This window comes from Streptomyces parvulus, assembly GCF_014648855.1.
GTDB classification, from domain to species: Bacteria; Actinomycetota; Actinomycetes; order Streptomycetales; family Streptomycetaceae; genus Streptomyces; species Streptomyces parvulus.
This window is the reverse complement of sequence record NZ_BMRX01000014.1, coordinates 198,920-223,321: the sequence shown is the minus strand read 5'-3', so window position 1 is coordinate 223,321 and position 24,402 is coordinate 198,920. Positions and strand designations below refer to the sequence as shown.

The 24,402-nt window shown below is 73.8% G+C and carries 23 protein-coding genes; 17 read left to right on the top strand and 6 right to left on the bottom strand.

Going from position 1 to position 24,402, the window contains the following annotated elements; genetic code table 11:
- Positions 1–96: 96 nt before the first annotated feature.
- The 5 genes from IE108_RS27190 (at position 97) to IE108_RS27170 (ending at position 5,540) form a co-directional block, all read left to right on the top strand.
- A complete protein-coding gene (locus tag IE108_RS27190; RefSeq protein ID WP_064727475.1) occupies positions 97–336 on the top strand; it encodes a hypothetical protein in 240 nt (79 codons plus the stop codon).
- A 63-nt stretch (positions 337–399) separates the two neighbouring features.
- Positions 400–1,743, top strand: a complete 1,344-nt coding sequence (locus IE108_RS27185; RefSeq protein ID WP_064727474.1) for an NYN domain-containing protein — start codon at positions 400–402, stop codon at positions 1,741–1,743.
- A gap of 253 nt (positions 1,744–1,996) precedes the next feature.
- Positions 1,997–3,037, top strand: coding sequence for a C40 family peptidase (locus IE108_RS27180; RefSeq protein ID WP_064731713.1), 1,041 nt, complete (start codon positions 1,997–1,999; stop codon positions 3,035–3,037).
- Between the two features lie 212 nt (positions 3,038–3,249).
- On the top strand, positions 3,250–4,275 hold the full coding sequence (locus IE108_RS27175; RefSeq protein ID WP_064727473.1) for a C40 family peptidase: 1,026 nt from the start codon (positions 3,250–3,252) through the stop codon (positions 4,273–4,275).
- A 71-nt stretch (positions 4,276–4,346) separates the two neighbouring features.
- Positions 4,347–5,540 (top strand): hypothetical protein, encoded by a 1,194-nt coding sequence (locus tag IE108_RS27170; protein WP_079163489.1) that lies wholly within the window; start codon positions 4,347–4,349, stop codon positions 5,538–5,540.
- Positions 5,541–5,595: 55 nt separating this feature from the next.
- Here IE108_RS27170 and IE108_RS27165 read toward each other — a convergent pair whose 3' ends face one another.
- Complete coding sequence (locus tag IE108_RS27165) at positions 5,596–6,837, bottom strand: glycosyltransferase 87 family protein (RefSeq protein ID WP_064731712.1); 1,242 nt, start codon at positions 6,835–6,837, stop codon at positions 5,596–5,598.
- 121 nt (positions 6,838–6,958) lie between these two features.
- On the opposite strand from IE108_RS27165, the gene IE108_RS27160 reads away from it, so the two are divergent.
- A complete protein-coding gene (locus tag IE108_RS27160) occupies positions 6,959–8,101 on the top strand; it encodes a glycosyltransferase family 4 protein (protein WP_064727471.1) in 1,143 nt (380 codons plus the stop codon).
- Between the two features lie 335 nt (positions 8,102–8,436).
- Here IE108_RS27160 and IE108_RS27155 read toward each other — a convergent pair whose 3' ends face one another.
- Complete coding sequence (locus IE108_RS27155) at positions 8,437–10,233, bottom strand: AMP-dependent synthetase/ligase (RefSeq protein WP_064727470.1); 1,797 nt, start codon at positions 10,231–10,233, stop codon at positions 8,437–8,439.
- Positions 10,234–10,554: 321 nt separating this feature from the next.
- Here IE108_RS27155 and IE108_RS27150 point away from each other — a divergent pair, with 321 nt between their 5' ends.
- The 6 genes from IE108_RS27150 (at position 10,555) to IE108_RS27125 (ending at position 15,632) form a co-directional block, all read left to right on the top strand.
- A complete protein-coding gene (locus IE108_RS27150) occupies positions 10,555–11,358 on the top strand; it encodes a metallophosphoesterase family protein (RefSeq protein WP_079163488.1) in 804 nt (267 codons plus the stop codon).
- 146 nt (positions 11,359–11,504) lie between these two features.
- Positions 11,505–11,945: an SRPBCC family protein gene (locus IE108_RS27145; RefSeq protein WP_064727468.1), complete on the top strand. Its 441-nt coding sequence runs from the start codon at positions 11,505–11,507 to the stop codon at positions 11,943–11,945.
- Positions 11,946–12,005: 60 nt separating this feature from the next.
- Positions 12,006–13,178 (top strand): ArsA family ATPase, encoded by a 1,173-nt coding sequence (locus IE108_RS27140; protein ID WP_064731711.1) that lies wholly within the window; start codon positions 12,006–12,008, stop codon positions 13,176–13,178.
- A gap of 66 nt (positions 13,179–13,244) precedes the next feature.
- Positions 13,245–13,781, top strand: a complete 537-nt coding sequence (locus IE108_RS27135) for a DUF5304 domain-containing protein (RefSeq protein ID WP_064727467.1) — start codon at positions 13,245–13,247, stop codon at positions 13,779–13,781.
- Positions 13,782–13,835: 54 nt separating this feature from the next.
- The gene (locus IE108_RS27130) at positions 13,836–14,789 is read left to right on the top strand and encodes an ROK family glucokinase (RefSeq protein ID WP_064727466.1); all 954 of its coding nucleotides are present in this window, start codon (positions 13,836–13,838) and stop codon (positions 14,787–14,789) included.
- Between the two features lie 78 nt (positions 14,790–14,867).
- Positions 14,868–15,632 (top strand): endonuclease/exonuclease/phosphatase family protein, encoded by a 765-nt coding sequence (locus tag IE108_RS27125; protein ID WP_064727465.1) that lies wholly within the window; start codon positions 14,868–14,870, stop codon positions 15,630–15,632.
- Between the two features lie 217 nt (positions 15,633–15,849).
- Here IE108_RS27125 and IE108_RS27120 read toward each other — a convergent pair whose 3' ends face one another.
- Entirely contained in the window at positions 15,850–16,464 is a 615-nt protein-coding gene (locus tag IE108_RS27120) for a hypothetical protein (RefSeq protein WP_064727464.1), read from the bottom strand.
- Positions 16,457–17,260, bottom strand: a complete 804-nt coding sequence (locus IE108_RS27115; protein WP_064727463.1) for an alpha/beta hydrolase — start codon at positions 17,258–17,260, stop codon at positions 16,457–16,459. Before IE108_RS27115 ends, IE108_RS27120 begins: the two co-directional genes overlap by 8 nt.
- A 148-nt stretch (positions 17,261–17,408) precedes the next feature.
- On the opposite strand from IE108_RS27115, the gene IE108_RS27110 reads away from it, so the two are divergent.
- From IE108_RS27110 to IE108_RS27090, 5 genes are all read left to right on the top strand, one after another.
- The gene (locus tag IE108_RS27110; protein ID WP_064731710.1) at positions 17,409–18,209 is read left to right on the top strand and encodes a lysophospholipid acyltransferase family protein; all 801 of its coding nucleotides are present in this window, start codon (positions 17,409–17,411) and stop codon (positions 18,207–18,209) included.
- 31 nt (positions 18,210–18,240) lie between these two features.
- Positions 18,241–19,482 carry a MacS family sensor histidine kinase gene (gene macS / locus IE108_RS27105; protein WP_064727462.1) on the top strand — a complete coding sequence of 414 codons (1,242 nt, stop codon included), beginning with the start codon at positions 18,241–18,243 and terminating at the stop codon, positions 19,480–19,482.
- Complete coding sequence (locus tag IE108_RS27100; protein WP_079163487.1) at positions 19,475–20,152, top strand: response regulator; 678 nt, start codon at positions 19,475–19,477, stop codon at positions 20,150–20,152. The genes macS and IE108_RS27100 overlap by 8 nt, the downstream gene beginning before the upstream one ends.
- 52 nt (positions 20,153–20,204) lie before the next feature.
- Positions 20,205–21,233: a 6-phosphofructokinase gene (locus IE108_RS27095; protein WP_064727460.1), complete on the top strand. Its 1,029-nt coding sequence runs from the start codon at positions 20,205–20,207 to the stop codon at positions 21,231–21,233.
- 129 nt (positions 21,234–21,362) lie between these two features.
- Positions 21,363–22,358 (top strand): 2-hydroxyacid dehydrogenase, encoded by a 996-nt coding sequence (locus IE108_RS27090; protein WP_064727459.1) that lies wholly within the window; start codon positions 21,363–21,365, stop codon positions 22,356–22,358.
- Here the strand turns inward: IE108_RS27090 and IE108_RS27085 are convergent.
- A complete protein-coding gene (locus IE108_RS27085) occupies positions 22,310–24,193 on the bottom strand; it encodes an anthranilate synthase family protein (protein WP_064727458.1) in 1,884 nt (627 codons plus the stop codon). The genes IE108_RS27090 and IE108_RS27085 overlap by 49 nt on opposite strands.
- A 107-nt stretch (positions 24,194–24,300) precedes the next feature.
- A complete protein-coding gene (locus tag IE108_RS35360) occupies positions 24,301–24,366 on the bottom strand; it encodes a trp operon leader peptide (protein ID WP_107420404.1) in 66 nt (21 codons plus the stop codon).
- Between the last annotated feature and the right edge of the window lie 36 nt (positions 24,367–24,402).

Sequence of the window (24,402 nt, the reverse complement as noted above, 5' to 3'; positions counted from 1 at the left end):
GGGCGTCGGGTACCCGCCAGGCCGTAGGGTTACGAGCCACACGCACCGGGGGCCGCCCGGCGCGTCACCCACACTGGAAGAGAGCGAACAGCCACGATGACGGTTCCCCTGCCGACCGACACGACACGGTGGCGCTGCACCCTCTGCGGCAACCTGACCCGCTTCGACGTGACCCGCGCCTCCAAGGTCGTCGAGTACGTCCACCTGGACCTGGCCGGGGAGCCCAAGGTCGAGGAGCGCGAGGTGCTCAGCGAGACCGTCGAGTCGGTGCGGTGCCGCTGGTGCAACGCCGTCGACCAGGTGGAACTCGTGGACAGGCCGGGCGCCGCCTCCTGAACGGAGCGGCTCCCGCACGAGGCGGTCCCCGGCCGGGGCCGCCCTGAGACATGGGGATGACGGATGGTGGAGACACACGACGGGGAGCCGGGCGACGGCGCCGCCGAGGTGCTCGACCGCCCGCTGCCCGACGGCGTGCGCCGCAGGGTCGTGCAGATCGTGTCCGACGGCTTCGGCGGGCTCACCCTCGGCGAGCTGCCCGCGCAGCTGCGCCAGTACGCCAGGTTCGCCCCCAACCGCAGGGCCAAGTTCGCCGGCAACGCCATGGCCGCCGCCGTGGAGAGCGACCCCCTGTTCCGCCAGCGCATCGGCGAGAAGTTCCGCGACGCCCAGCCCGAGCTGGCCGACGCCCTGGACACCGGCTCCCCGCCCCCCGCCGCCGACCCGCTCGACGTGGCCGCCGCGGCCTACGTGCTGCGCCCGCACGGCTGGGTGAAGCTGGTCGCCGCCGCCGGTGAGGAGGCGCAGCGCGCGGACGCCGAGCGCGCCGACGAGGAGAGCCGCGCCGAGCTGGAACGGCTCCAGGAGGAACTGGTCCGGGCCCGGGAACACACCCGGACGGAGACCGAGCGGCTGCGCGCCGAGCTGGAGTCGGCGAAGCGGGAGACCGAGTCCCTGCACCGCAAGCTGCGCTCGGCCCTCAGCGACGTCAAGCGGGGCGAGGCGGCGCTGCGCAAGGTCCAGGCCGAGATGGACGCCGTCCGCACCGAGGGCCAGACCCAGGTGTCCGCCGCCGAGAGCGAGACCCGGCGGCTCAAGGCCCGGCTCGGCGAGGCGGAGGCCGCGCTGGAGGCCACCCGCAAGGCCGCCCGCGAGGGCCGCAGCGTCGAGGACATGCGCGTACGCCTGCTCCTCGACACGCTCCTCGACTCCGCCCAGGGCCTGCGCCGGGAGCTGGCGCTGCCTCCGGTGTCGGTGCGGCCCGCCGAGACCGTGGACGCCGTCGAGCCGGGCCGGATGACGCCCAAGGACATCGCCGCGCGCGCCCTCTCCGACAACGACCCCGCCATCCTCGACCAGTTGCTCGCCCTGCCCCAGGCGCACCTGGTCGTCGACGGCTACAACGTCACCAAGACCGGCTATCCGCAGATGCCGCTGGAGAAGCAGCGGCTCAGACTGCTCGGCCAGCTCTCCCAGCTCGCCGCCCAGACCGGCGCCGAGATGACCTGCGTCTTCGACGGGGCCGAACTGGCCGCGCCGGTGCTGCTCGCACCGCCGCGCGGGGTGCGGGTGCTGTTCTCCAAGCCCGGCGTGACCGCCGACGAGCTGATCCGCCAACTGGTGCGCGCCGAGCCGCCGGGACGGCCGGTCATCGTCGTCTCCACCGACCGCGAGGTGGCCGACGGGGTGGCGCGCGCCGGCGCACGCCCGGTGGCATCCGCAGTGTTGCTCAAGCGGCTCTCCTAGTCCCTCCTGGGCCGGCCCGGCCGCTCTCGTTCACATCCGCACCAACCGCAACGTAGGCGACCTATGCCTGAATTGACGGAACTGTCACGCAACGTAGTGTCAGACCGACGTCACAGCAGGTGAGTTGTGACGAAGAACGCGGTGCGTAACCAGGATTTTTCGGCGGAGGATTTGAACTGATCACGATGGGGTCACTAGGGTCAGCCCTCGAACCCTCGAACGGGTGATCCCTCTCAAGAAGGAGCTCGTCTCCGTGGCGTCCCACCGTCGTCCCAAGCAGCCGAGCCGCACGCGCGTGACCGTGCTCACCACCGCTGCCGCCGCCGCCGTCGCTCTCAGCTCCCAGGCCGCCAACGCCGCCCCGAGCGAGAAGCCGAGCAAGGACGAGGTCAAGGCCAAGGTCGACAAGCTCTACGAGGAGGCCGAGCAGGCCACCGAGAAGTACAACGGCGCCAAGGAGAAGCAGGAGAAGCTCCAGAAGGAGATCTCCACCATCCAGGACAACGTCGCCCGCGGCCAGGAGGAGCTCAACGAGCTGCGCGACGGCCTCGGTTCGATGGCCAGCGCCCAGTACCGCTCCGGCGGCATCGACCCCTCCCTCCAGCTCTTCCTCTCCGCCGACCCGGACAACTACCTGGACAAGGCCTCCACCCTCGACCAGCTCAGCGGTCAGCAGGTCGAGGCGCTGAAGAAGATCCAGGGCAAGCAGCGCGACCTCGCCCAGCAGCGCTCCGAGGCGTCCGAGAAGCTCAAGGACCTCTCGGCCACCCGCACCGAACTGGGCAAGAAGAAGAAGGAAGTCCAGGGCAAGCTCTCCTCCGCGCAGAAGCTGCTCAACACGCTCACCGCGAAGGAGAAGGCCGCGCTCGCCGCCGAGGAGACGCGCGCCAACCGCACCAGCGAGCGCCAGGTGCTCTCCGGCACCGGCACCCCCGCCTCCGGCCGGGCCGCGGCCGCCTTCGCCGCCGCCCAGAGCAAGATAGGCACGCCCTACGTCTACGGCGCCACCGGCCCGTCCTCCTTCGACTGCTCGGGCCTGACCTCCTGGGCCTACGCCCAGGCCGGCGTCGGCATCCCGCGCACCTCCGAGGCGCAGACCGGCGCGGGCACCCGGATCTCCTCGATGAGCCAGCTCCAGGTCGGCGACCTGGTGTTCTTCTTCAACGACCTGCACCACGTCGGCCTCTACGCCGGCAACGGCCAGGTCCTGCACGCGCCGCGCACCGGCACGGTCGTGCGCTACGAGTCGATGAGCACCATCGGCGGCCCGTTCATGTTCGGCGTCCGGGTCTGACCCGGAGCGCGGGCCGCCCCTGAACCACCCCTCCCGTACCGCCCGTTCGGGCGAATCACGGTTCGGCCCCTGGACCCGCGCCCCGCCGGTGACCTGCGTCAGCGGCGGGGCGCCGCCGTGCGCGGCCCCCCGAGGTCGTTGGCCGGTGCCCCGTCACGGGGTTACTGTCTGCCGCGTTTCCCCGTCCGCCAGCGGAAGGAGTGCGGCTTCCCGTGGGGTCCCATCGCCGCCTTGCACCGTCCGGGTTCGACCGCGGCTCCGCCGCCGCCGTCGGCCTGCTCTCCGTCGCCGCCGCAGTCCTGGGCGCCGTACCGGCCACCGCCGCGCCGGCCGCCCCGCGGGACGACCGGCGGGCCGACGTGGACCGCCTCCACACCGAGGCGGAGCAGGCGACCGAGGCCTACAACAAGGCCGACGCGCGCACCGACGCCCTGCGGAAGGAGATCGGCACCGCGCAGGACTCGATCGCCCGGCAGCAGGAGCGGATCAACTCCATGCGCGACGCGCTCGGTTCGCTGGCCGGCGCCCAGTACCGCTCCGGCGGCATCGATCCGTCGCTCGCGCTGCTGCTCTCGGCCGACCCGGACGAGTACCTGGACCGGGCGTCCGTCCTCGACCGGATCTCCACCCGCCAGGCGGGCGAGCTGCGGGAACTGCGGCAGGCCATGCGCGACCTCGCCCAGGACCGCGCCGAGGCCGCCGGCAAGCTCGCCGAGCTGGAGAAGAGCCGCAAGGCCGTCGCCGCCCACAAGAAGACCGTGGAACGCAAGCTGGCCAAGGCCCGCGCACTGCTCAACTCCCTGCCCGACGACGAGCGCGCCGGCTACGAGCGCGGCTCCCGCTCCGGCCGCGAGGACCTGACCGCCCTCACCGGCGCCGGCGGGCCCGCCTCCGGCCGCGCGGGCGCCGCGTTCGCCGCCGCCCGCTCCGCCCTCGGCAAGCCGTACGTGTGGGGCGCCAACGGCCCCACCGGCTTCGACTGCTCGGGCCTGACCCAGTGGGCGTACGCGCAGGCCGGGGTCGGTCTGCCGCGCACCTCGCAGGCGCAGTCCGGCACCGGACGCCGGGTCTCCCTGTCCGAGGCGCGGCCGGGGGACCTCGTGGCCTACCGCGACGACGCCAGCCACATCGGCATGTACGCCGGCAACGGCCAGGTGATCCACGCGCCCTACCCCGGCGCGCCGGTGCGCTACGACCCGGTCGGCATGATGCCGGTCTCCTCGATCACCCGGGTCTGACCCGCCCCGGCGCCGGGGCCCGGACCGCCGGCCTGTGACCCCCGGGCCCCCGCGCCCGTACGATCGGGAACGTGGCTGGTCGACGGCGGGTGCCTGGTACGTGGGTGGTGGCGCTGTGCCTGCTGCTGGTCGCGCCGGTGGCCTGCGGCGGCACGGCCACCGCCGATCCGGTGCGCGCCCAGGTGCAGCAGCTCCTCGACCGGCGCGCGGCGGCCGTCCTCGGTCACGACCGCGCCGCGTACGCCCGCACGGGTGCCGGGACCGGCTTCGGCAACCTGAGCGCGATCCCGCTGGCCGACTGGTCCTACCGGGTGACCGACGTGGACCGCAGCGGCGACACGGCCACCGCCGACGTCGAGCTGCGCTACCGCCTCGACGGCTACGACCGCGGGGCCGTCACCGCGGGCCGCACCCTCGCGCTGAGCCGGGACGGCTCGGACGGCCCGTGGTCCGTCGACTCGGACCGGCCCGCGAAGGAGTCCGGCCAGCAGCCCTGGGACCAGGGCGCGGTCCGGGTGGTGCGCGGCACGCACAGCCTGGTGCTCGGCGTCGGCCAGTCCACCGGCGCCCTGCGCGGCTTCGCCGCCCTCGCCGACCGGGCGGTGCCCGCCGTCTCCGAGGCCTGGGACGGCGACTGGGCCCGCCGGGTCGTGGTGCTCGTGCCCCGGTCGGTGGAGGGCATGGCGGGGCTGCTGGGCTCGCCGGCCTCCTCGTACCGGGGCATCGCCGCGGTCACCACGGGGGAGACGGGCGGCCGGGAGCACGCCCCGGCGGACCGGATCATCGTGAACCCCGACGCGTACGGGCTCCTCGGCGACCTCGGCAAGCAGGTCGTGCTCACCCACGAGACCACCCACGTCGCCACCCGCGCCGACACCACCGCCGCCACCCCGCTGTGGCTCTCCGAGGGCTACGCCGACTGGGTGGGCTACCGCGGCAGCGACCGCGACCCCGACGAGGCCGCCCCCGAGCTGGGCGGCGAGGTCTCCGACGGCCGGCTGCCGAAAGCGCTGCCGACGGACGAGGACTTCGGCTTCACCGCGCGAGCGGACGAGCTGGCGCGGGCCTACGAGGGCGGCTGGCTGGCCTGCCGCATGATCGCCGAGCAGTGGGGCGAGGACCGCCTGGACGACTTCTACCGCGCGGTCGGCACCCACGACGAGCGCGCGGGCGCGGTGGAGGCGGCGATGGACGAGATCCTCGGGACGACCCCGGACGACTTCACGGCCCGGTGGCGGCAGTACCTGCGGCAGGAACTGGGCTGAGCCCCGGCGCCCGTCGCGGGCGTGACGTGCGAGGGGGCGGGCCGGAGGGCGGGGATCACGGGGCCGCGGCGGGAGCGTCCGCCGGGCGGGCCGGGGCCGGGCGCGCGGTCCGGGGCGCGGGGACGCGGCGCCGGGTGGCGCGCCACAGGGCGCGGGCCGCGATCAGCGCGGCGGCGACCAGCAGGCCGTTGCGGACGGCCAGGAGCGCGATGCCGAGGGGCGTGCTCGCCACCACCTCGTCGAAGAGCACCGGGAACTCCAGCACCGTCACCGCGGTCGCCGCCAGCACCAGCGCGACCGGCACCCGCATCCGGGTCGCCCGGAAGCACCGGCAGACCGCCGCGAGGCCCACCAGCCACACCATGTACTGCGGGCTGATCACCCGGCTGGTGACCGTGAAGACCAGCACCGCCGTGAAGGCCGCGTCCGCCGCGGTGTGCGCCGCGAAGCGGGCCGCCGTCAGCCGCCACAGCAGCAGCCAGCCGAAGCCGAGCGCGCTCAGTGCCAGCGCGGCCGTGCTGACCGCGCCCACGTACGGGCCCAGGAACTCCACCGAGCCGTAGTTCAGGAGCACCTCGCCCTCCCAGCCGAAGTGCCGCGCGACGTGGAACACCAGCGCCCCCAGCGACTCCACCTCGGTGCCCCGCTCGCTCTGGAACGTCAGGAACGCGAACGCCCCCGGCATCGTCACCGCGAACAGCACGGCCAGCCCGGCGCCGGCCACCGCCGCGGCGGTCCAGGGCGCCCGCCCCCGCATCCCCAGCAGCACCAGCGCCGGCCACACCTTCAGCAGCGCCCCGAGCGCCGCCAGGGCCCCCGCCACCCGCGGATGCCGGCCCGCGGCGAGCAGCGCGGCCACCGCGACGGCGGTGACCATCACGTCGTAGCGCGCGTACACCGTCGGGCCCAGCAGCGGCACCCCCGCCACCCAGACCCAGGCCCCGCGCGGCGAGCGCCCGGCACCCCGGCCCGCGTGCCGCAGCAGGACCAGGACGGCCAGGTCCACGGCACAGGCCAGGACGAAGAAGGCCGTCGCGTAGGTCAGGAAGGGCAGCAGCCCGGGGGAGAGGATCGCGAACGCGGCCGCCGGCGGGTACTGCCAGGTCACATCCTCCAGCGGAAACGTTCCGGTGCGCAGGATCCCGCACCACTCCCGGTAGATCACCGACACGTCGCTGGTGACGTCGGGACCGGGGAAGACCAGCACCTTCAGCACGAACAGCAGCAGCACCAGCCGCGTGGCGCCCCAGGCCGTCAGCAGCCACCTCGGTGACCGCGCCGCGTCCCTCGTCTCCACGTGCTCCCTGCCCGTCCGCTCCTGCCCCGCCGGTGCGGCCATGATGACCCGGACACCTGTGCGTCTGCCACAGGAGGCGACCGGACCCCGGCTCGCACGGAGCGTTCGGTAGGGTCGGCGCGTGCGCAAGACCTTGATCGTGACGAACGACTTCCCGCCCCGCCCGGGCGGCATCCAGGCCTTCCTGCACAACATGGCGCTGCGCCTGGATCCCGAGCGGCTGGTCGTCTACGCCTCCACCTGGAAGCGGAGCCGGGAGGGCGTCGAGGCCACCCGCGCCTTCGACGCCGAGCAGCCCTTCACCGTGGTGCGGGACCGTACGACGATGCTGCTGCCGACGCCGGGCGCGACGCGCCGGGCCACCGGACTGCTGCGCGAGCACGGCTGCACCTCGGTGTGGTTCGGCGCGGCGGCCCCGCTCGGCCTGATGGCTCCGGCGCTGCGCAGGGCGGGCGCCGAGCGCCTCGTCGCGACCACCCACGGCCACGAGGCGGGCTGGGCCCAGCTGCCCGCCGCCCGGCAGCTGCTGCGCCGGATCGGGGAGTCCACGGACACGATCACCTACCTCGGCGAGTACACCCGCTCCCGCATCGCGGGCGCGCTCACCGCCGGTGCCGCCGCGCGCATGACGCAGCTGCCGCCCGGCGTCGACGAGAAGACCTTCCACCCGGGCAGCGGCGGCGACGAGGTCCGCGCCCGCCTCGGGCTCACCGACCGCCCCGTGGTCGTCTGCGTTTCCCGCCTGGTCCCGCGCAAGGGCCAGGACACCCTGATCCGGGCGATGCCGCGCATCCTCGCCGCCGAGCCGGACGCCGTCCTGCTGATCGTCGGCGGCGGTCCCTACGAGCAGGACCTGCGCCGCCTCGCCGCCGACACCGGCGTGGCCGCCTCCGTCCACTTCACCGGCGCCGTGCCCTGGTCCGAGCTGCCCGCCCACTACGGCGCGGGCGACGTCTTCGCCATGCCCTGCCGCACCCGCCGGGGCGGCCTCGACGTCGAGGGCCTCGGCATCGTCTACCTGGAGGCCTCCGCGACCGGCCTCCCCGTCGTCGCCGGCGACTCGGGCGGCGCGCCCGACGCGGTGCTCGACGGGGAGACGGGCTGGGTGGTGCGGGGCGAGGACCCGGCCGAGTCCGCCGACCGCATCGTCACCCTCCTCGCCGACCCGGAACTGCGCCGTGCCATGGGCGAACGGGGCCGCGCCTGGGTCGAGGAGAAATGGCGCTGGGACCTCCTGGCGGAACACCTGAAGGCGTTGCTGTAACGCAGGATCCTTGGGGGCGCTGCTGCGCCGAGGGGGCCTTGAAGGCGCCGCTTGAGCGAGGGGGCCTTGGTGGCGCCGCGGACTACATCGCCCCCAGGGGCGCGGGGAACTGCGCGCCCGGCCACGACGCACCGGCACCCGACCGACGAACCGCACCCGGCACTCCGGAGCCTTGGGACGCTGCTGCGGCTGGGGGGCCTTGAAGGCGCTCGCTTGAGCGAGGGAGCCTTAATGGCGCCGCGGACTACATCGCCCCCAGGGGCGCGGGGAACTGCGCGACCGGCCACGACGCACCGGCACCCGACCGACGAACCGCACCCGCCCCCTCCCAGGCACTACTTGGCGTAGATCGCCTCGATCTCACCCGCGTAGTCCTTGGCGACAACGTTCCGCTTCAGCTTCAGCGACGGAGTCAGATGCCCCGACTCCTCCGTGAACTGGGCGGACAGCACCCGGAACTTCCGCACCGACTCCGCCTTGGACACCGCCGAGTTCCCGTCGTCGATCGCCGACTGGATCTCCGCGAGCAGCTCCGCGTCGTCCCGCAGCGCCGCCGCCGTCGACCCCGCCGGCTTGCCGTGGTCCGCGCACCACCGGCCGAGGAACTCCTCGTCCAGGGTGACCAGCGCGCCCACGAAGGGCCGCCCGTCGCCGACCACCATGCACTCCGCGACCAGCGCGTGCGCGCGGATGCGGTCCTCGATCACGGCCGGGGCGACGTTCTTGCCGCCGGCGGTGACGATGATCTCCTTCTTGCGCCCGGTGATCCGCAGATAGCCGTCCTCGTCGAGGGTGCCGATGTCACCGGTGTGGAACCAGCCGTCGGCCAGCGCCTCGGCGGTCGCGCCCGGGTTGTTCCAGTACTCCTTGAACAGGTGCTCGCCGTGCAGCAGCACCTCCCCGTCGTCCGCGATGCGCACCACGGAGCCCGGCAGCGGCTGACCGACCGTGCCGATCTTCTGCCGGTCCCAGGGGTTGAAGGCGGTCGCGGCACAGGACTCGGTCAGCCCGTAGCCCTCCAGGACCGTGAAGCCGATGCCGCGGAAGAAGTGGCCCAGCCGCTCGCCGAGCGGGGCGCCGCCCGAGATGGCGTACTCGCCGCGCCCGCCGAGGACGGTGCGCAGCTTGCTGTAGACGAGCCGGTCGAAGACCTTGTGCTTGATCCGCAGGCCCACGGACGGCCCGGACGGCGTGTCCAGCGCCTTGCTGTACGCGATGGCGGTGTCGGCGGCCTTGTCGAAGATCTTGCCCTTGCCGTCGGCCTGCGCCTTGGCGCGCGCCGAGTTGTAGACCTTCTCGAAGACCCGGGGCACGCCGAGGATCAGCGTCGGCCGGAAGGCGGCCAGCTCGTCGGTGAGGTTCTTGATGTCCGGGACGCAGCCCAGCTTGATCGGGGCGATCATCGGCGCGACCTGGACGAGGCGGCCGAAGACGTGCGCGAGCGGGAGGAAGAGCAGGACCGAGCACTCGCCGGTGCGGAACAGCGGCCGCAGGCGCTCGACCACGTTCCCGCACTCCGCGAAGAAGCTGCGGTGGGTGAGGACGCAGCCCTTGGGGCGGCCGGTGGTGCCGGAGGTGTAGACGATGGTCGCGGGGTCGTCGGCCTTGGCGATCGACCCGCGCTCCTCGACCGCGCCGTCGGTGACGTCCTGGCCGATGCGCCCCAGCTCCTCCACGGCGCCGGCGTCGAACTGCCAGACGTTCTTGAGGGCGGGCAGCGTCTCGCGCACCGACTCGACGACCGCGGCGTGCCCGGCCGTCTCGACGACGCAGGCGGTGGCGCCCGAGTCGCTGAGGATCCACTGCACCTGCTCCGGCGAGCTGGTCTCGTACACCGGCACGGTGACCGCGCCCGCGCTCCAGATCGCGAAGTCCAGCAGCGTCCACTCGTAGCGGGTACGGGACATCAGACCGACCCGGTCGCCCGGCTGGACGCCGGACGCGATCAGGCCCTTGGCGGCGGAGCGCACCTCGGCGAGGAAGTCACGGGCGGTCACGTCCTGCCAGGACCCCTGGGCCTTGCGCGAGATGACGGCGACGTCGGGATGCTGCGCGGCGTTTCTGCGGACGATGTCGGTCAGGTTTCCGTCCGCGGGGACCTCGTACAAGGCCGGAAGGCTGAACTCGCGCAAGACTGCTGCTCCTCATAGGGCGCCGGCGCCACGACACTGTGTGATGCGACGGTGCGGTCCAAGGCTCGGGCTAGTGCTCCGGAGGTCACATGTCGAATCACACGCCGATTCACATGTTGAAATCCTGAGCACGACTGGACTGCCCGGACGTTACCCGCCGGTATGCGTTCTCCGACAGGGGGTCCCCGCGAGATGTTCGCTGCGTCACACGGCTGGGGTTTCCTGTGCGCACAGTAGTCGACGAATCAACCGACCAGCCAGTAACCGCAGGTCCGACCGCCACTGTTCACAAGAGGCGCGCGCTGCTTACCCTTGATCGCCATGGCACCCACACCGGCCCGCAACACGAGCACGCGCGTCCACGTGGTCAGCGACGTGCACGGCAACGCCCGCGACCTGGCCAGGGCCGGCGAGGGCGCCGACGCCCTGATCTGCCTCGGCGACCTCGTGCTCTTCCTCGACTACGCCGACCACTCGCGCGGCATCTTCCCCGACCTGTTCGGCGTCGCGAACGCCGACCGCATCGTCGAGCTGCGCACCGCCCGCCGTTTCGCCGAGGCCCGGGAGTTCGGCGCCCGGCTGTGGGCGGACGTCACCGGGGAACGCTCGAAGGCGCAGCTGATCGAGGGCGCCGTGCGCAAGCAGTACGCCGAACTCTTCGCGGCCTTCCCCACACCGACGTACGCCACCTACGGCAACGTCGACGTACCGCCCCTGTGGCCGGAGTACGCCCGCCCCGGCACGACCGTCCTCGACGGGGAGCGGGTGGAGATCGGCGGCCGGGTCTTCGGGTTCGTCGGCGGCGGCCTGTACAGCCCGATGCGCACGCCGTACGAGATCAGCGACGAGGAGTACGCCGCGAAGATCGAGGCCGTCGGCGAGGTCGACGTGCTGTGCACCCACATCCCGCCGCAGGTGCCGGACCTGGTCTACGACACCGTGGCGCGGCGCTTCGAGCGGGGCAGCACCGCCCTGCTGGAGGCGATCCGGCGGACCCGGCCCCGGTACGCCCTCTTCGGGCACGTGCACCAGCCGCTCGCGCGCCGGATGCGCATCGGCGCGACCGAGTGCGTGAACGTCGGCCACTTCGCGTCGACCGGCCGGCCGTGGGTGCTGGAGTGGTGACGCCCCGGCGCGGGCCGTACGGGCGGGGGGTGACGGTCGCGGAGCCGGTGCGCGATAGCCTTCACGCGGCACGCACGTGCGCGCGACGGGCGCACGAGAGACACGGACTACACCAGTACCGGCCCGCATCCGGAGGAGCCACGGCGATGGCGGAACACACCAGCTCGAGCATCACCATCGAGGCGGCACCCGCCGACGTCATGTCGGTGATCGCGGACTTCGCCCGCTACCCGGACTGGACCGGCGAGGTCAAGGAGGCCGAGGTCCTCGCCAGCGACGACCGGGGGCGCGCCGAGCAGGTCCGGCTCGTGATGGACGCCGGCGCGATCAAGGACGACCAGACGCTGGCCTACACCTGGACCGGCGAGCACGAGGTGTCCTGGACGCTGGTGAAGTCGCAGATGCTGCGCTCCCTCGACGGCTCCTACCTGCTCCGCCCGGCCGGCACGGGCACGGAGGTCACCTACCGCCTCACCGTCGACGTCAAGATCCCGATGCTCGGCATGATCAAGCGCAAGGCGGAGAAGGTCATCATCGACCGCGCCCTGGCCGGCCTGAAGAAGCGGGTGGAGACGCCGGCGGCCTAGCGCCCGCCGGTGCTCCTCGGTGCGGGCCCGACGGGGTCCGCGCGGGTACCGTTCAGCCTCATGCGCACCATCCTGATCACGGGCCCCGGCGGCAGCGGCCGTACCACCGTCGCGGCCGCCACCGCGCTCGCCGCCGCCCGGCAGGGCACCCGCACCCTGCTGCTCGGCACCGACCGCGACGACACCCTCGGCGCCGCGCTCGGGGTGCGCACCGGCCCGGCGCCCACGCCCGTCGAACCCGGCCTCACCGCCTGGCGGCCGGACGCCGCCCAGGGGTTCCGGGACGGCCTCGCCGCCCTCCAGGACCGCGCCTCCTCCGCCCTCGACCTCCTCGGCGCCGCCCGCCTCGACCCCGCGGAACTCACCCCGCTGCCCGGCGCCGACGAACTCGCCCTGCTGCGCGCCCTGCGCGACGCGGCCCTCGCCGAGGAGCACGACCTCCTCGTCGTCGACCTCCCGCCCGCCCCGCGCGCCCTCGCCCTGCTCGCCGCCCCCGAGGAACTGCGCCGCTGCCTGCGCCGGCTGCTGCCCCCCGAGCGGCAGGCGGCCCGCGCCCTGCGCCCCGTCCTCGGCCGCCTGGCCGGCGTCCCCATGCCCGCCGAGGCGCTGTACGAGGCCGCCGCCCGCTGGGACCTGGAACTCGCCGCCGCCGAGGCCGTCGTCGCCGACCGGAACACCGTCGTACGGCTGGTCGCGGAGCCCGGCCCGGCCGGCGACGACGCGGTCCGCGCCACCGTCCTCGGCCTCGCCCTGCGCGGCCTGCGCACCGACCTGCTGGTGGCCAACCGCGTCCTGCCCGAGGACGTCCCGGCGGACAGCTGGCTCACCGGCCCCCTCGCCCAGCAGCGCAAGACACTGGAGGAGTGGCGGGACACCCACGACGTCCGCGCCCTGCCCCACCTGGGCCACGACCCCCGCGGCACCGACGACCTCGCGGCGCTCGGTGCGCCCGGCGTCCACCCCGGTGCCGCCCCCGTCGAGTGGCCCGTCACCGACCGGCTGGCCGAGGACGGCGTCCTGGTCTGGCGCATCCCGCTGCCCGGCGCCGTCCGCGAGGAACTCGACCTGGTCCGCCGCGGGGACGAACTGGTCGTCGCCGCCGGGCCGTTCCGCCGGATCGTGCCGCTGCCCTCCGCGCTGCGCCGCTGCACCGTCGCCGGCGCCGCCCTGCGCGAGGGCACCCTCGCCGTCCGGTTCGCGCCGGACCCGGCGCTGTGGCCGCAGGCGCGCTGATCCCGGCCCGGTGCCCGAGTCCGTTCGGGTAACGTCGTAAGGACGAACCGTAGTCAGGAGTCCGTCATGAGCGAACAGCTCCCCCCGTCCGAGGCACCCCGCCCCGACGAGGCCGACGGGGCCGGCGCCGCCCGCCCGACCGACGCCGACGCCTGGGCGACCGCGTGCGCCGAGGACCTGGAGTCCGAGAAGGCCCGCCGCCGTGCCGAACACGGGGTGCCGCCCGGCTCGGCCGCCGAGGAGCTGCGCCGGCTCGTCGACACCGTGGCCGACCGGCTGTCCGGCCTCCAGTCCCCGCTGCTCGGCCAGGTCGCCGGACCCGCCGCCCAGCAGGTCTTCCGGCAGGTCGTCCAGCAGGCCAGGGCCGCCGTCGAACCGGTCATCGAGCGCAACCCGGCGGTGTTCGACCACCTCGCCGCCGCCGGCGGTGAACTCCTCGCCGCCTACCGCTCCGCGGTCCAGGACCAGGAACGCCGCTGGACCACCGGCGACTCCCCGGCCAAGGACCCGCGCGACCCCCGCGACCAGGCAGGACGCCGCGACGGCGACGACGACGGCGGCGACGAGGGCACCGGCCCGGGCCAGCGCATCGACCTGGACTGAGCCCCGCCTCGGGTACGGTTGCCCTTAGCGGGGCTCGACCGAACTGAGGGATTCATGGGACTCACCATCGGCGTCGACATCGGCGGCACGAAGATCGCGGCCGGCGTGGTCGACGAGGAAGGCAACATCCTCTCGACCCACAAGGTGCCGACCCCCAGCACACCCGAGGCCATCGTGGACGCCATCGCCTCCGCGGTGGAGGGTGCACGCGTGGGGCACGAGATCGTCGGAGTGGGCATCGGCGCCGCCGGATACGTCAACCGCCAGCGCTCCACGGTCTACTTCGCGCCCAACATCGACTGGCGCCAGGAACCGCTCAAGGAGAAGGTCGAGGGCCGCGTCGGCCTCCCGGTCGTCGTGGAGAACGACGCCAACGCGGCCGCCTGGGGCGAGTACAAGTTCGGCGGTGGCAAGGGCCACCGCAACGTCATCTGCATCACCCTGGGCACCGGCCTCGGCGGCGGCATCATCATCGGCAACAAGCTGCGCCGCGGACACTTCGGCGTGGCCGCCGAGTTCGGCCACATCCGCATGGTGCCCGACGGGCTGCTGTGCGGCTGCGGCTCGCAGGGCTGCTGGGAGCAGTACGCCTCCGGGCGGGCCCTGGTGCGGTACGCCAAGCAGCGCGCCAACGCCACCCCCGAGCGCGCCGAGGTCCTGCTCGCCCTCGGCGACGGCACCCCCGACGGCATCGAGGGCAAGCACATCTCCGTCGCCGCCCGCCAGGGCTGCCCGGTCGCCGTCGACTCCTACCGGGAACTGGCCCGCTGGGCCGGCGCCGGCCTCGCCGACCTCGCCTCCCTCTTCGACCCGTCCGCCTTCATCGTCGGCGGCGGCCTCTCCGACGAGGGCGACCTGGTCCTCGACCCGATCCGCAAGTCCTACAAGCGGTGGCTGGTCGGCGGCAACTGGCGGCCGGTGGCCGACGTGATCGCCGCCCAGCTCGGCAACAAGGCGGGCCTGGTGGGCGCGGCCGACCTGGCCCGGGAGCCCGACCCGATCATGTGAGGCTCCGCGCCCCACGCGTACGACCGTGCCCGCCGGGCCCCCACCGGGGACGGCGGGCTCCGTCGTATCTTGATCCGCATGGCAACGTCGTCCCTCCCTCCCCTCCCCAACTCGCGTACCGAAGCGGACGGTTCCGCGGTCGTCCGGGTCCTCAGCTACAACATCCGCTCGATGCGCGACGACACCGAAGCGCTCGCCCGCGTCATCGCCGCCTGCGCCCCCGACCTCGTCCTGCTCCAGGAGGCGCCGCGCCTCTTCCGCTGGCGCAAGAAGCTCACCCGGCTCGCCGACGCCTCCGGGCTCGTGCTCCTCTCCGGCGGCGGCACGGCGGCCGGACCGGCGCTGCTGTGCTCCCTGCGGGCCACCGTGGAGCGCACCGAGGACGTGCTGCTCCCGCTCACCCCGGGCCGGCACCGGCGCGGCCTCGCCACCGCCGTGGTCCGGTTCGGTGGCGCCCGCCTCGGCGTCCTGAGCTGCCACCTGTCCCTGGAGGCCGAGGAGCGCCACGCGCAGGCCGGCCTCCTCCTCGACCGGCTCGCCGCGCTGGACGTCCCGCACGCCGTCGCGGGCGGCGACCTGAACGAGCGCCCCGGCGGACGCACCTTCCGGCGCCTGGGCGACGGGCTGCGGGACTGCTGGACGGCCGCGCCCTGGGGCGGCGAGTACACCTTCACGCCCACCGCCCCCGACCGCCGCATCGACGCGGTCTTCGTCACCGAGGGCGTCGAGGTACTCGGCTGCGGGGTGCCGCACGGGCTCGCCGGAGTCGCCGAGGCGGACCTGAGGGCGGCCACGGACCACCTCCCGGTCCTGACCGCCCTCCGCGTACCCGCGACACCCTGATCGGGCGGCGCGGTACTAGGGCCTGTCTGACAATTCCCTCCCCCAGCCTCCGGCCGGGAGGTGCCCCCAGCCTCGCGACGCCATGCACGCACTCTCGCCGCACCGGGCGCAGAGCCAAGTACATCCAGTACGAGGCTCTACGCCCGGCACACCGAGAGCACGCACCTGACGCCGCGAGGCCGCCCTCCGGGCGACGACGGGAATTGTCAGACAGGCCCTAGACCACCGCGCCCCGGCCCGGGTCGTCGTCGTCCTCGTCGCCCGTGCGCATCCGCACGACCAGCGTGGCGAAGCCGCCGAGGAACCCGCCGATGCTCAGCGTGGTCAGCCACCAGGTCATGTCCCAGCCGAGCACGACCGCCAGCAGGAGCAGCACCGGCCCGCCGAGCACGCCCAGCCAGGCGAACTTGGCGGTGGGGTCCGCGTCGGGCAGCGGTGGCGGCTCGGGCGGCACGAAGTGGCCCTCGTCGTCCTCGTCGAGGTCGTCGTCGGACGGCTCGGCCGGCGTGTGGTCGCGGGGGCCCACGCCGGGCGCGAAGGCAACCGAGCCGCCCAGCGGCCGGGCCGAGGCCGGCTGCTCCGGCGCGGGCTTCTCGTCGTTCGTCTCGGGCTCCAGGAGCGCCAGGTCCTCGATCGACTTGAACGGCTTCGCGCCCGGCGGGTCCGGCGGCTCGTCCCCGTACCCGGCGACGATCGCCGCCCAGGCGGCGTCCTCGTCGAAGGGCACGCCGCCCTGCTCGCCGGACCCGCGGTCCGCCGCGCGCTCCCGCCCCTCGGGGTGCTCCCGCTCCCGCTCCTCGCGGTCCTCGCGGTCGGAGTCGTGCTCAGCCACCTGCGGCCGTCCCTTCCTTGCCGAGACCGGGCTCCGGCTCCACGACGGAACCGGGCGCGAGCCGGCCGATGAACGCGACGCTCTCCGCGAAGATCCGGTCCGCATCGTGGTCCAACGTCGCCACGTGGTAGCTCTGTTCCAGCAGGATCTCCGTCACGTCCGTCGACGACACCCGGCCGAGGATCCGCGCCGAGTCGGCCGGCGGCACCACGTGGTCCTGCGGGCTGCGCAGCAGCAGCAGCGGCTGCGTCACCTGCGGCAGGTCGCCGTCCGCGAGCCGGAAGAACGCCCGCAGCGAGTGCGCGGCGTGCAGCGGCACCCTGTCGTACCCCAGCTCCGAGCCGAGCGGCTTGGCGATGTCGCTGGCGATGCCCTTCGTCGCCGGCACGAGATGGCGCAGCACCGGCAGGGCGTGCTGGGCGACGCCGTGCATCCGGTTGGCCGGGTTGACGACCATGACGCCGGCGACCGCGTCACCGTGCCGGGCGGCGAGCCGCAGGGCCAGCGCGCCGCCCATGGACAGGCCGGCCACGAAGACCCGCGCGCAGCGCTCGCGCAGGGCGCGCAGCTCGCGGTCCACCTCCGCGTACCAGTCCTGCCAGCCGGTGACCTGCATGTCCTGCCAGCGGGTGCCGTGGCCGGGCAGCAGGGGCAGCGAGACGGTCAGGCCGCGGGCGGCGAGATACCGCGCCCAGGGGCGCAGCGACTGCGGGGAACCGGTGAAGCCGTGACAGAGGAGGACGCCGGTCTCCCCGCCCTCGTGGCGGAACGGCTCGGCGCCGGGCAGGACCGGCACGTCTCGGTCTCCTGTCGTCGGATACTTGCGGGTACTTCACCGTACGCGACCGCACTGACACCGACCAGGGCCGTCGGGGCCATTGACGGTGCCCCGGGATAGGGTCTGAGCCACAGACACGGGAGGCAATCGGTTGTTGTACGGCGCGATGAAGGTCACCGTCGGGGGTTCGCTGAAGCTCGCCTTCCGGCCCTGGGTGGAAGGCCTGGAGCACATCCCGGCCGACGGCCCCGCCATTCTGGCGAGCAACCACCTGTCGTTCTCCGACTCGTTCTTCCTGCCCGCCGTCCTCGACCGCAAGGTGACCTTCATCGCCAAGGCCGAGTACTTCAACACCCCCGGCGTCAAGGGACGGCTGACCGCCGCCTTCTTCAAGGGCGTGGGCCAGCTCCCGGTGGACCGCTCCGGCGTGCGCGGCGCCGGCGAGGCGGCGATCAGGAGCGGCATAGAGGTCCTGGAGCGCGGGGAGCTGTTCGGCATCTACCCCGAGGGCACGCGTTCGCCCGACGGCCGCCTCTACCGGGGCAAGCCCGGCGGCCTCGCGCGCGTGGCGCTGGCCACCGGCGCGCCCGTGATCCCCGTGGCGATGATCGACACCGAGAAGATCCAGCCGCCCGGCCAGGTGATGCCCAAGCTGATGCGGCCGGGCATCCGCATCGGCCGCCCGCTGGACTTCACCCGGTACCAGGGCATGGAGCACGACCGCTTCGTGCTCCGCGCGGTGACCGACGAGGTCATGTACGAGATCATGAAGCTCTCCGGCCAGGAGTACGTCGACGTGTACGCGACCGCGATGAAGCGGCAGCTCGCGGACGCGGCCAAGGCCGAGAAGGAGGCGGGCAAGGCGGCGAAGGCCGCACTCGCCCAGGCGGAGAAGGCAGAGAAGGCAGAGAAGGCGGAGAAGGCGGAGACGCCCGAGAGGGCGCAGCAGGGCCCGACGGGGTCGTAGCCGGGGGACCGGCGTCCGGGGGAGGGGGAGCATGGCCAGGCGTGAACGCGTCATGCGGATGTCGGTCGAGCAGCCTCTGTGGCGCGCCCTGGCCGGCTACCGCGTGCTGACCATGCTGTACGCGATCGGCTTCTTCGCCACCGCCTACTCCGGCTTCGTCCGCCCCTGGCTCGCCGTCGCCTACTACGCGGTCCTCTTCGTCTGGACCCTGGCCACCCTCCCCAAGGTCGCGGGCGCCGCCGCCTGCACCAAGCGCTTCCTCGCCGCCGACCTCGCCATCGCCGTCACCGGCATCCTGCTCACCCGCCTCGCCGACGCCCCCGAGCGGGTCATGGACGGCGGCCCCACCCTGCCGTCGATATGGACCGCCGGCTCCGTCCTGGCCTTCGCGATCAAGGGCGGCTGGCGCTGGGCGGCCGTCGCCTCCACCCTGGTCGCCGTCGCCAACCTGGTCGAACGCGGCACCCCGGCCCGCGACACCGTGCACAACGTCATCCTCGTCTGGGTCGCCTCCATCGCCATCGGCTACGTCGTCGAGGTCGCCCGCGCCTCCGAACGCACCCTCGCCCGCGCCCTGGAGATCGAGGCGGCCACCCGGGAACGGGAACGGCTGGCCCGGGACATCCACGACAGCGTCCTCCAGGTGCTGGCCATGGTGCAGCGGCGCGGCGCCGTCATCGGCGGCGAGGCGGCCGAGCTGGGCCGGCTGGCCGGTGAGCAGGAGGTGGCGCTGCGCACCCTGGTCTCCGGCGGCCTGGTGCCGGTCTCCCGCGTCTCCGAGGACACCGCCGAGGGCGCGGTCGTCCGGGCGGTGGAGGAACCGGAGGGCGCGGACCCGGACGCCCCCGTCGACCTGCGGGCCCTGCTCGCCCCCTACGCCGGCTCCCTCGTCCACCTCGCCGAGCCGGGCGCGCCGGTCCCGCTGCCCCCGGCCGCGGCACGGGAGCTGGCGGCGGCGGTGGGGGCCGCGCTGGACAACGTACGCGTGCACGTCGGCGAGCGGGCCCGCGCCTGGATCCTGGTCGAGGACGAGCCCGACGAGGTGATCGTCACCGTCCGCGACGAGGGGCCGGGCATCCCGGACGGGCGGCTCGCCGAGGCCGAGGGCGAGGGACGGCTCGGGGTCGCCCTGTCGATCCGGGGGCGGCTGCGCGACCTCGGCGGCACGGCCGAACTGATCTCGGTGCCCGGCCAGGGCACCGAGGTCGAACTGAGGGCACCGAAGGAATCCGGCGGCGCCGCCGCCCGGGGGAAGGCAGCGGACCATGGGTGAACGACGCGATCCGATCAGGGTCATGGTGGTCGACGACCACCCGATGTGGCGCGACGCGGTCGCCCGCGACCTGGCCGAGTCCGGCTTCGACGTGGTCGCCACCGCGGGCGACGGCGAGCAGGCGGTGCGCCGCGCCCGGGCCGCCGCGCCCGACGTCCTCGTCCTCGACCTCAACCTCCCGGGCAAGCCGGGCGTCCAGGTCTGCAAGGAGGTCGTCGGCGCGGACCCGAAGCTGCGCGTCCTGGTGCTCTCGGCGAGCGGGGAGCACGCCGACGTGCTGGAGGCCGTGAAGTCCGGCGCGACCGGCTACCTGCTCAAGTCGGCGTCCACCGAGGAGTTGCAGGACGCCGTGCGCCGGACGGCCGCCGGCGACCCGGTGTTCACGCCGGGACTGGCCGGCCTCGTCCTCGGCGAGTACCGCCGCCTCGCCTCCGAACCCGCGCCCGCCGCGGGGGCGGACGAACCCGGGGCGCCGCGGCTGACCGACCGGGAGACGGAGGTGCTCCGCCTGGTCGCCAAGGGCCTGAGCTACAAGCAGATCGCCGAACGCCTGGTGATCTCCCACCGCACCGTGCAGAACCACGTCCAGAACACCCTGGGCAAGCTCCAGCTGCACAACAGGGTGGAGCTGGTGCGGTACGCGATAGAACGAGGTCTGGACGACGCCTGACCCCGCGCGGGACAGTGGCCCCAACCACTCACCCTCCCAAAGGGGTTGTGCGATGAAGGTCGGAGTACTGACCGGAGGCGGCGACTGCCCCGGGCTCAACGCCGTCATCAGGGCCATCGTCCGCAAGGGAGTACAGGAGTACGGCTACGAGTTCACCGGCTTCCGGGACGGCTGGCGCGGCCCCCTGGAGGGCGACACCGTCCGCCTCGACATCCCGGCCGTCCGCGGCATCCTGCCCCGCGGCGGCACCATCCTCGGTTCCTCGCGCACCAATCCGCTCCAGCAGGAGCACGGCATCCGGCGCATCAAGGAGAACCTGGCGAAGCTCGACGTGGAGGCGCTCGTCGTGATCGGCGGCGAGGACACCCTCGGTGTCGCCACCCGGCTCGCCGACGAGTACGGCGTGCCCTGCGTCGGCGTCCCCAAGACCATCGACAACGACCTGTCCGCCACCGACTACACCTTCGGCTTCGACACCGCGGTCGGCATCGCCACGGAGGCCATCGACCGGCTGCACACCACCGCCGAGTCCCACATGCGCGTCCTCGTCGTCGAGGTCATGGGCCGGCACGCCGGCTGGATCGCCCTGCACTCGGGCCTGGCCGGCGGCGCCAACGTCATCCTCGTCCCCGAGCAGCGCTTCGACGTCGAGCAGGTGTGCGCCTGGGTGACCTCCCGGTTCCGGGCGTCCTACGCTCCGATCGTGGTCGTCGCCGAGGGCGCCATGCCGCGCGACGGCGACATGGTGCTGAAGGACGAGTCGCTCGACTCCTACGGCCACGTCCGGCTGTCCGGGGTCGGCGAGTGGCTGGCCAAGCAGATCGAGAAGCGCACCGGCAAGGAGGCCCGCACCACCGTGCTCGGCCATGTGCAGCGCGGGGGCACGCCCAGCGCGTTCGACCGCTGGCTCGCCACCCGCTTCGGCCTGCACGCCATCGACTGCGTGCGCGACGGCGACTTCGGCAAGATGGTCGCCCTGCGCGGCACGGACATCGTCCGCGTCCCCATCGCCGACGCCACGGTCCGGCTGAAGACCGTCGACCCGAGGCTGTACGAGGAGGTGGGCGTCTTCTTCGGCTGACCGCCCGGCGCCCGACCGCCCGGCGCCCGACCGCCCGGCGCCCGACCGCCCGGCGTCCGGCCGCCCGACCGGCGGCTCACGGCGCCGGGTCGTATATTCGGCCCGGAGCCCACCGGAAGGGGAGCGGTCATGGAGATCCTGGCCTTCGGCGTCCAGGCCGACGAGCAGCCCCTGATCGAGCGGGCCTTCCGCGACCTGGACGAGGTCCGCTGCCTGGACGTCTTCCTCAACGAGGACACCGCCCCCATCGCGGCCGGCCACGAGATCATCTCCACGTCCGTCAACGCCGACCTCGGCGGGGCGGTCCTGGAGATCCTCGCGGCCGGCGGCACCCGGATGGTGGCCCAGCGCTCCACCGGCTTCAACAACATCGACCTGGACGCCGCCGGGCGGCTGGGCCTGACCGTGGCGAGGGTGTCGTACTACTCGCCGTACTCGGTCGCCGAGTTCGCCTGGGCCCTGGCCATGGCCGTCAACCGCCGGATCGTCCGCGCCTCCACCCGCACCCGGGACTTCGACTTCCGCCTGCACGGGCTGATGGGGCGGGACATGCACGGCCGCACCGCCGGCGTCCTCGGCACCGGCAAGATCGGCGAGGCCTTCGCCCGGATCGCCCACGGCTTCGGGATGCGCCTGCTCGGCTGGGACGTCGCCGAGAACCCGGCCTGCGCGGAACTCGGCATGCGCTACGTCCCGAAGGACGAGCTGCTCGCCCGGTCCGACCTGATCACCCTGCACGTCCCCCTGATGGCCGCGACCCGGCACCTGATCGACGCCGCCGCCCTCAAGGCGATGCGCGACGACGCGATCCTCGTGAACTCCAGCCGCGGCGGCCTGATCGACACCGCGGCCCTCGTGGGCGAGCTGCGCGCCGGCCGCTTCGCGGGCGTCGGCCTGGACGTCTACGAGGCCGAGGCGGGCCTGTTCTTCCTCGACAAGTCGCTGGAGCCCGTCGAGGACGACACCCTGGCCCGCCTCGTCACCTTCCCGAACGTCCTGGTCACCTCGCACCAGGCGTACTACACCGAGGACGCCGTCGGCCAGATCGTCGAGGCGACGGCACGCAACGTCCTCGACTACCGGGAGGGCCGCCGCTCGGAGAACGTGCTGGTGCCGCGCAGCTGACCGGTCAGCTCCCGCACGATCGCGGCGCCGTTCAGGGTCAGCACCGACTCGGGGTGGAACTGGACCCCGGCGAAGCCCGGCCCGCGCAGCGCGTGCACCTCGCCGCCCGCCGAGCGGCTCACCTCGATGCCGTGCGCGGCCAGCTCGGCGGCGCTCCCGTCGTCGCAGCGCGCGGTGAAGCTGTTGTAGAAGCCGACCGTCTCGCGCCGCCCGAACAGGTCGATCCCCGTCTGCGCCCCCTGGTACGGCACCTCCTTGCGGACGATGTCCAGACCCAGCTCCGCCGCGATCAGCTCGTGCCCGAGGCAGACGCCGAGGACCCCATGCCGGTGCTCCCGGATCAGGTCGGCGGCCAGGGCGCGCAGGAACCGCATCTTCGGATCGGCGGGGTCCGAGGGGTCGCCGGGACCGGGCCCCAGGACCACGGGGCCCTCGTGCCCGAGCACCGTCTCGCGCAGCCCCGGCTCGTCGTAGCGCCGCACGCTCACCGAGAGCCCCGAGGACCGCAGCAGGTGCGCGAGCATCGCGGTGAAGGTGTCCTCGCCGTCGACGACCAGGGCGTGCCCGGTGAGCGCGTCGGAGGGCTCCTGCATCCGCAGCCAGAACGGGGCCAGCGAGGCGCGCCGCCCGTCCAGCGCCGCCCGCACCCGGGGGTCGCCGGCCAGCTTCGGCCGGTCCGCCTCGGCGCGAGGCCGGGACGGGCGCACGCCCAGTGCCGCCAGCACCCCGGCCGCCTTGGCGTGGGTCTCCGCGACCTCGCCCGCCGGGTCCGAGCCGCGCACCAGCGTGGCGCCGACCGGCACCCGCAGCCGCCCGCCGGCGTCGATGTCGGCGGTCCGGATCAGGATGGGGGAGTCCAGGGTCTGGGCGCCGGCGGCATCGCGGCCCAGCAGCGCCAGCGCGCCCGCGTAGTAGCCGCGCCCGCCGGCCTCGTGGCGCTCGATGACCCGGCACGCGTTCTGCACCGGAGAGCCGGTGACCGTCGCCGCGAACATCGTCTCCTTCAGCACCTCCCGCACGTCCAGCGAGGACCGGCCGCGCAGTTCGTACTCGGTGTGCGCGAGGTGTGCCATCTCCTTCAGCCGCGGTCCGACGACCACACCGCCCCGGTCGCCGACGGTGCACATCATCTTCAGCTCCTCGTCGACGACCATCGACAGCTCCTCGATCTCCTTGCCGTCGGCGAGGAAGTGGAGCAGGTGCTCGGGGGTCGGGCCCTCGGCGGGGTAGCGGTACGTCCCGCTGATCGGGTTCATGACGACCGTGCCGCCGGACATCCGCACGTGCACCTCGGGGCTGGCCCCGACCAGCGTCCGGTCCCCGGTGTGCACGACGAACGTCCAGTACGCGCCCCGCTCACCCTCCAGCAGCCGCCGGAACAACGCCAGCGCGTCGGCCCGCCCGAACCCCTCGACGCGGCCCCCGTACGTCCGCCGGATCACGAAGTTGGCGCCCTCGCCGGCCCCGATCTCCTCCTCCAGCACCCGCCCGACGATCTCCGCGTACTCCTCGTCGCCGACGTCGAAACCACCGCCCTCGACGCGGACCTCGTGTGCGGGGAGCCGGTCCAGGGCCTCGGCGAGCGGGATGTCGTACCGCTCCTCGGGGGTCAGCACGAGGAGCGGCGTGCCGTCGTCGCGGACGTCGAAGCCGCGCTCGCGGATCTGCCGGAACGGGACGAGCGCCAGTCCCTCGTCGGGCAGGTCGGCGAGTCTGCCGTGCTCGGTCACCGGGCCGCGCAGCAGTTCCACGGTGTCGTGATCGTGGCCCGGGGTGCGGCGGCGGAGCAGGGCGAACGGGCGGGAGTCGGCCAGGAGGCCGTCGAGCGGTGTCATGAGTCCGTGTCCTTCTCGGTTCGTCGGAGAGAGGAACGGACCCCGGTCGCGGAAACACCGAAGGCCGCCCCTCGGGCGGCCTTCGCGAAGTCTTACGTCACGCGCAGTCAGCGGGCCGCCGGATGAGCGGTCCACCACCAGGTCTGGCAGGTCTGGGTCGAGTGCGCGAACATGCCGCAGACCCTACTGCATCCGCGCGCGGCGCCGCG

Excerpts from the sequence above, each read along its gene's own strand:
- IE108_RS27190 (WP_064727475.1), top strand. The coding sequence starts at position 97 with ATGACGGTTCCCCTGCCGACCGACACGACACGGTGGCGCTGCACCCTC.
- IE108_RS27185 (WP_064727474.1), top strand. The coding sequence starts at position 400 with ATGGTGGAGACACACGACGGGGAGCCGGGCGACGGCGCCGCCGAGGTG.
- IE108_RS27150 (WP_079163488.1), top strand. The coding sequence starts at position 10,555 with ATGGCACCCACACCGGCCCGCAACACGAGCACGCGCGTCCACGTGGTC.
- IE108_RS27145 (WP_064727468.1), top strand. The coding sequence starts at position 11,505 with ATGGCGGAACACACCAGCTCGAGCATCACCATCGAGGCGGCACCCGCC.
- IE108_RS27140 (WP_064731711.1), top strand. The coding sequence starts at position 12,006 with ATGCGCACCATCCTGATCACGGGCCCCGGCGGCAGCGGCCGTACCACC.
- IE108_RS27135 (WP_064727467.1), top strand. The coding sequence starts at position 13,245 with ATGAGCGAACAGCTCCCCCCGTCCGAGGCACCCCGCCCCGACGAGGCC.
- IE108_RS27130 (WP_064727466.1), top strand. The coding sequence starts at position 13,836 with ATGGGACTCACCATCGGCGTCGACATCGGCGGCACGAAGATCGCGGCC.
- IE108_RS27125 (WP_064727465.1), top strand. The coding sequence starts at position 14,868 with ATGGCAACGTCGTCCCTCCCTCCCCTCCCCAACTCGCGTACCGAAGCG.
- IE108_RS27110 (WP_064731710.1), top strand. The coding sequence starts at position 17,409 with ATGAAGGTCACCGTCGGGGGTTCGCTGAAGCTCGCCTTCCGGCCCTGG.
- macS (WP_064727462.1), top strand. The coding sequence starts at position 18,241 with ATGGCCAGGCGTGAACGCGTCATGCGGATGTCGGTCGAGCAGCCTCTG.
- IE108_RS27100 (WP_079163487.1), top strand. The coding sequence starts at position 19,475 with ATGGGTGAACGACGCGATCCGATCAGGGTCATGGTGGTCGACGACCAC.
- IE108_RS27095 (WP_064727460.1), top strand. The coding sequence starts at position 20,205 with ATGAAGGTCGGAGTACTGACCGGAGGCGGCGACTGCCCCGGGCTCAAC.
- IE108_RS27090 (WP_064727459.1), top strand. The coding sequence starts at position 21,363 with ATGGAGATCCTGGCCTTCGGCGTCCAGGCCGACGAGCAGCCCCTGATC.
- IE108_RS27085 (WP_064727458.1), bottom strand. The coding sequence starts at position 24,193 with ATGACACCGCTCGACGGCCTCCTGGCCGACTCCCGCCCGTTCGCCCTG.